This window comes from Enterococcus sp. FDAARGOS_553 (assembly GCF_003812305.1).
GTDB lineage: Bacteria > Bacillota > Bacilli > Lactobacillales > Enterococcaceae > Enterococcus_D > Enterococcus_D gallinarum.
Window position 1 is genome coordinate 58,164 of sequence record NZ_CP033741.1, and the last position, 6,000, is coordinate 64,163.

The 6,000-nt window shown below is 33.0% G+C and carries 9 protein-coding genes; all 9 read right to left on the reverse strand.

Annotated features, from left to right (window positions below; translation table 11 throughout):
- Positions 1-53: 53 nt before the first annotated feature.
- Positions 54-2,198 carry a type IA DNA topoisomerase gene (locus EGX73_RS15835; protein ID WP_123867123.1) on the reverse strand — a complete coding sequence of 715 codons (2,145 nt, stop codon included), beginning with the start codon at positions 2,196-2,198 and terminating at the stop codon, positions 54-56.
- 38 nt (positions 2,199-2,236) lie between these two features.
- Complete coding sequence (locus EGX73_RS15840; protein ID WP_070629349.1) at positions 2,237-2,485, reverse strand: hypothetical protein; 249 nt, start codon at positions 2,483-2,485, stop codon at positions 2,237-2,239.
- 16 nt (positions 2,486-2,501) lie between these two features.
- Positions 2,502-2,714, reverse strand: a complete 213-nt coding sequence (locus EGX73_RS15845; protein ID WP_031644655.1) for a hypothetical protein — start codon at positions 2,712-2,714, stop codon at positions 2,502-2,504.
- A gap of 21 nt (positions 2,715-2,735) precedes the next feature.
- The gene (locus tag EGX73_RS15850; protein ID WP_056948698.1) at positions 2,736-3,125 is read right to left on the reverse strand and encodes a hypothetical protein; all 390 of its coding nucleotides are present in this window, start codon (positions 3,123-3,125) and stop codon (positions 2,736-2,738) included.
- 72 nt (positions 3,126-3,197) lie between these two features.
- Positions 3,198-3,800 carry a recombinase family protein gene (locus EGX73_RS15855; protein ID WP_031644647.1) on the reverse strand — a complete coding sequence of 201 codons (603 nt, stop codon included), beginning with the start codon at positions 3,798-3,800 and terminating at the stop codon, positions 3,198-3,200.
- Positions 3,801-3,813: 13 nt separating this feature from the next.
- The gene (locus EGX73_RS16025) at positions 3,814-3,984 is read right to left on the reverse strand and encodes a hypothetical protein (RefSeq protein WP_164742224.1); all 171 of its coding nucleotides are present in this window, start codon (positions 3,982-3,984) and stop codon (positions 3,814-3,816) included.
- Positions 3,985-4,131: 147 nt separating this feature from the next.
- Entirely contained in the window at positions 4,132-4,761 is a 630-nt protein-coding gene (locus tag EGX73_RS15860) for a DUF2812 domain-containing protein (RefSeq protein ID WP_123867124.1), read from the reverse strand.
- Positions 4,762-4,772: 11 nt separating this feature from the next.
- On the reverse strand, positions 4,773-5,084 hold the full coding sequence (locus tag EGX73_RS15865) for a PadR family transcriptional regulator (RefSeq protein WP_010749139.1): 312 nt from the start codon (positions 5,082-5,084) through the stop codon (positions 4,773-4,775).
- A 260-nt stretch (positions 5,085-5,344) separates the two neighbouring features.
- Positions 5,345-5,713 carry a MarR family transcriptional regulator gene (locus tag EGX73_RS15870; protein WP_123867125.1) on the reverse strand — a complete coding sequence of 123 codons (369 nt, stop codon included), beginning with the start codon at positions 5,711-5,713 and terminating at the stop codon, positions 5,345-5,347.
- Between the last annotated feature and the right edge of the window lie 287 nt (positions 5,714-6,000).

A 6,000-nucleotide genomic window follows, 5' to 3' on the forward strand; every position in this document is an offset into this window, starting at 1 on the left:
GATAAGTGATTTGTGATTAATATATAAAAGCCCTTTAAACAGGGCTTTTATGCTTATTTTGAGAAAGATATAAAATCAATATATCCCTTTTCTCCGATTTTTACAACGGCATTGTAGGACTTTTTATCTTTCGTTTTGATTCCTTTTACCAGGGTTTCTTTTCCCTCTAGTAATTCTTTTACATTTGTTTTGGTTAGTTTTTTCTTTCTAAAATGTTCAGCTAAAGTAAACTTACATTCAGGATAATTTGAACAACCATAAAACGATTTTTTTAATACAATATTGTTGCCACACTTAGGACATTTTCCAACAATATTTTTTTCTGCTTCTTTTTCTTTCTGTACCTGGTAATCAGCAAAACTTAGTTTCTCTATATCGGTAGGTACATTTTTTAATAAATGAACGATAAACTTCTTGATATTATCAATAAAGTTTTCTTGATTACCTTCTCTTTTACCAATCTTCTTTAAATACGTTTCCCATTTAGCCGTCATTTCAGCACTCGTTAAGAGGTGCTGACTTTCGACTGCCTGGCACAATAATTTACCTTTTTCAGTCACAACAAGTTTATTTTTAATGACTTGGATATATTCTTTTTGTTTCAAGGCTTCAATAATGCTTGCTCTTGTCGCTTCTGTTCCGATCCCCTCGACTTCTTGTAAAATCTTGATTGCTTCTTCATCATCAACCGTTTTATTAGCGGTTTTCATAGCAGTTAATAATGTACCCTCTGTAAAAGCTTTCGGTGGTTGTGTTTCTTTTTCGGCACTCTTAACGTCAACCTCGGCATGTTCTCCAATGATAACCAAGGGTAACGTTTGAACGTCCTCTTTTTCTTCTTTATTTTGTTGTTTGAAAAGAATTTTCCACCCTTCTTGTTTTGGTGTCTTTCCGATCGATTGAAACAGCAAATCAGCTACTTTCGTTTGTATCTTGGTTTCTTCATACAAGTAATCAGGTAAAAACATGGCAACGGTCGTTTTAACGACTAAAGCATAAATTTTTCGTTGTAAATCGTCCATTTTCGCTAATGCAGATTCGGTAGGTACTTGTTTTGTTGGGATAATGGCGTGGTGTTCCTGTACCTTACTACCGTCCACATAACGCTTTCTAGGCTCTGTTTGAACCATTTCAAGATCAAGTCCTAAAAAACCGCTATATTTGCCAAAATTCGCTTTTAAATAAGCAAATTCGTTCTCTGTAATAAATGGTGTATCTGTTCTTGGATAACTCAATAATTTTGCTTCATACAGTCCTTGCATAGCTTTTAAAGTTTGGCTCGCTGTCGCTTTATAAAGCTGATTGACTTTTGATTGCAAACTACTTAAAGAAAACAGACTAGGACTATTCGTTTTTTTCTCTTTGGTTTGCACGTCAGCGATTCTGCCCTCTTGATTGCCTATTTTAGCTTGTTTAGAAGAAACAAAAGCTAAAAGCTCCTCTTGGGTTTTAAAACGCTGTGTGGGGCTTAGAACGCCCTTAAACGACCCTTGGTTTACTTTTATACTAGCTTCCACCTCGAAAAAAGGTTCTTTTTTAAAATTCTCTATGGATTCCTGGCGCTGAAAAATAAGGTATAAGGTGGGCGTTTGAACACGTCCTAGTGAAAATGTACCTTGTACGCCCTTCTGTTGTAAATTTAACGTATACAAAGGGCTTGCGTTCATGCCGATCAACCAATCGGCAATTTGGCGTGTTTGCGCTTCTTGATAAAAGGGATAGTAATTCATTCCTGGTTGCAAATTTTGAAAACCGCTTCGAATCACATCTTTTTCTAAGCTATTGATCCATAGTCTTTTAAATGTTTTATCTTTTGAAAAGGCATTTGCTTTATGGATAATCGACCAGGCGATATTTTCACCTTCTCTGTCGCTATCTGTTGCAACAATAATTGTATTTGCCTTTTTGAGAAGTTCAGCAACAATTTTAAACTGCTTTCCCTTATCTTTTGCGACTTCAAAATCGTATCGATCAGGAAAAATCGGCAAAGATTCAAGTTTCCAATTTTGCCACTTTTCGTCATAATGCCCTGGTTCTGCTAATTCCACTAAATGCCCAAAACCAAATGTGATAAACGTTTCATCTGTAAATAGTGGGTCTTTGATCTCAAAATATCCGTCTTTCTTATCACTCTGTTTAAATGCCTGGGCATAGGCTAACGCCTGGCTTGGTTTTTCAGCTAAAATAACTGTACTCATTCATTCTCTCCTTTTTTCCTAATTTTAGATAGCTTTAGTTATTGTTGCTTCGTGTCACCTGAATAATCGCCATAGTAATTTTTCAGTCCTTGTCTAATACCAATGACAAAAACTACGATTCCTAAAATAATCATTGAAACAACCTTGATTAAATCTCTTATGATTTCAGGTTTGTTTATATAAAGGTCTTTGCTTGGAACAATCCAGTAAGCAATATCTTGCCATAAACTCGCAAAATTAAATACAAAAACAATAAACGCAATTAAAGACAGCAATAACCAAAACACAACGATAAAATAGTTCCTAGAAGTTGATCCCAAAAAACGTTGTAAAAAAGAAACCATACAGACTTGCGATAATGCCAACTATTCCCAATAAAAGCAAAAATAAAGCCGTTCCCCTACTTTGTTTCCTTATTTTAAAACTACCAATGATTAACACCACACTGACAATCAGAACCAACAAAAATATAACCAAAAGAATCTTTCGATCTTGAATAGCTTTGAATACTTCCACTTGGATCATCTCCTTAAAAAACTACTTTCTCATTTCAAATTCTTTTCCAAACTGTTTAACATACATTTTTTCTAGGGTGTCCTCCAGTAAGTATAATTTTTTTGAAGAAATATACGCTTTATCCCAGTTCCAATCACTTAAATCATATCTACCAATGTCGGCAATTTCCCTTACTTCTTCAATGGATAGGTTTAACACTTTTCTTAGTTCATCTATTTTTTTATACTGTTTTTTCCTTCGTAAAATCGTTGGTAAGTTGAAGCATGCTATAACAAACACTCCGATAAAAGAAATAACCCATTCAGAGTGAAAATGAAGCAACTTACTGATAAGTAGGAAAATAATCCAAATTAAAACTAAAATAATTGAATATAAAAGGTCTATCTTCTCATTTGCAAACAATTTCTTCATAATGTCTACCCCTCATTTCTATTACTATTACTTTCTTGTTTTCTCTTTTATGTTATCTTCACCACGTTCATATTAATCTAAAGGTCTATCAGCTACTGAAATGCCACACCGCTGTCGGTATCTTCTAAACGTTCGCCGATTGATTCCAGTTTGTTCTTCAACTTCTTTATCAGATAAACCGTTCAAAAACAAATCAAAAGCGTGTTGTAAACGTGGATCATTTTCTTTGAATTTAGGTTGTCGCCCTTTGAATTTTCCTTTTTTCTTAGCAATTTCAATTCCTTGGGCTTGGCGTTCTTTAATTCGTTTGCGTTCAGATTCCGCTTGGTACTTATACAATTCAATCACTAAATTATTAATCAGCCGTCTTAAATTTTCATCTTCAATCCCATTCATTGACGGTAAATTTAGAGCCTCCAGGGTTGCGCCTTTGTTTTGAATTTGATTCATCAGTTCTGTTAATTCTTTGTTGTTTCGTCCTAAGCGGTCTAATTCAGTAACAACAACTATATCCCCTTCACGTAAATAGTTAAGCAAGGCTTGTAATTGCGGACGTTCGACCGATTGACCGCTTAATTTGTCTGAAAAGACCTTAGAAACGCCCTGTAACGCTTGTAATTGCCGATCTAAGTTCTGTTCTTTGCTACTGACACGTGCATAACCAATTTTAGCCATTTTCAACCAACCTCTAAAATTCTCTCGGTTGCAATAACCAATCTGCAAGTGCTACTTGTTCAATTTCAAATTGTTTATCAGAAATTGTCTTTTCATAAGCGATAAAATCTTGCGCATATTGTTGCTCATTAAAAATAGCCACCACTTCGTCATTTTCTAAAACTCGATAAATAAATTTTTTCATTTTACTCCTCCTATTATGCCCAACTTAAATGACCTATTCAATAAATCTATTATACTGCTAAAACCATATTAGGACAAATAAGTATACTCTGTTGGCCCACAACAAATAAAGGAAGCGCCCTTGTTCAAAAGGCTACTTCCTTTATTTTTATTTTTCTTTAAATTTTGAGTCATCATTTATAAGCGAACGTAAGAGATAATAGACACCTAAAAATAGAAAGAAAAATAAAGGTAATACACGTATTAAAACAAATGGAGTTTCAAAAATAAATGCTTTCCAAAACCACATACCCTTCATTTCCCATAAACCTTGGGTGAAATACCATGATTTAATGTTTAAAATATTATTTAAACTCCATGAATTACTGCTAGAAAAAATATAAAAATACAATAAAAATATAGATCCATATGTGTAACCATATTTCACATATCTTTTCTTTACACTTTCTTGAGAATCAGTATCAGAAAATATCTCTCTTGTTACATCTGGATGTTCTTGCTGAAAGTACTGAGCGCCACCGGAACGACTGCCCTTTATTAATTTCCAACCACTATCAGAAAACAGTGTTACGTAATCTTCGTAATTTGATTTCCTCATACTTTTTTCTCTAAAATCAATGCGTACATACGGAATGAACATTTCTTTATTAGCCATTTTTTCAAAAGTATACATAGGCACCAGAGAATTAACAGAAACTAACCTATATCCCTCTTCCTGTATAGAATTGATCCATTCTTCTTCTTTTTTCAAGGATAAGAAAATTCTAAATTTCTTCATGTTGTCCCCTCCTAATATCCAAATTCAGAAGATAGTTTAATCAGGCTTCTTAGACGTTCTATTTCTAGTTTTAAAACTTCTTCTCCTATATCAGTAATTTTGTAAACTCTTCTTCTTTTTTCCCTACTTGGAATTTCTTCTATCCAATTAAGCTTAAGTAAATTTTCAATCGCTCCATACATAGTTCCTGCTGCTACCTTAACTGCCCCTTCACTTAACTTATCAATTTCTTGAATAATAGCATATCCATGAGCGGGTGTAGTTAAAACTAAAAGAATATAAAAAGTTGTTTCAGTTAAAGGTAAATATGGATTTCTAGTCATATAAAGATACTCCTTATTTTACTATAGTTAAGCTATATACAGTTGAACTATATATAGCTTAACTGTATATAAAAAGAATGTCAAGCATAAGAAAAGGTTTATTATGTTACTCTCTGTTGTCCCTTATTTTTATATCTAACTGATCCTAACTAACTGAGCTATTGAACGAGCCATAAAACGGGAGAACAAAAAAAGATCAAAAACTTTTAAGTTTCTGACCCTTTTATTATTTTCTGAACAGTTCACAAAATATGAAGAACTCAACTATTCTTATTTATAGTATTTTTCCTTTCAATTATAAGATTAGAAAAATATTCCGCTTGTTGCTTAGTCTTTAAAGATCTGATTGCGTGATTCACCAATTTTTTTACAACCGCTTCTCCGTACTCCTTTTTTAAAAAATCTATAAATGGAATACTAGTCCTGTAAGCCCTCGCTAAAACTGTCTGAGAATATCTAATTTCTGATATTTCCAAATATCCTTTATTTAACAGACTCCCTATCACAGCAGCAGTTGTATTTTGGTTTAGTTTTGGAAGTCTCTCTAATAACTCATGTTTGGTCAAAGACTGATTGAATTCATAAAAGTAGTAAAGAATTTGATATTCAGTCTTGGTTAATTCTGACATTTTAATATCCCTCTCTTATTAAGCACTGATAAAGAAAAACGGATTAGATCATTTATATTTCCTATCTTTAATTTTTTTGGGAAGCCAATCAAAGAGCAAATCACACAGTACAAAAATCACTATTGATACTAAATAGTAGATTATAAAACTTTTAACTGTTAAATGGGATCTAAACTCTGGAGTCTGATATTGCACATAAAAGAAAATAATGTTGAGTATTAAAGGAGTGAAAATGTACCAAATAAATATTTTCATTGAAGGTCACCTCTCATAAAATTATACATATA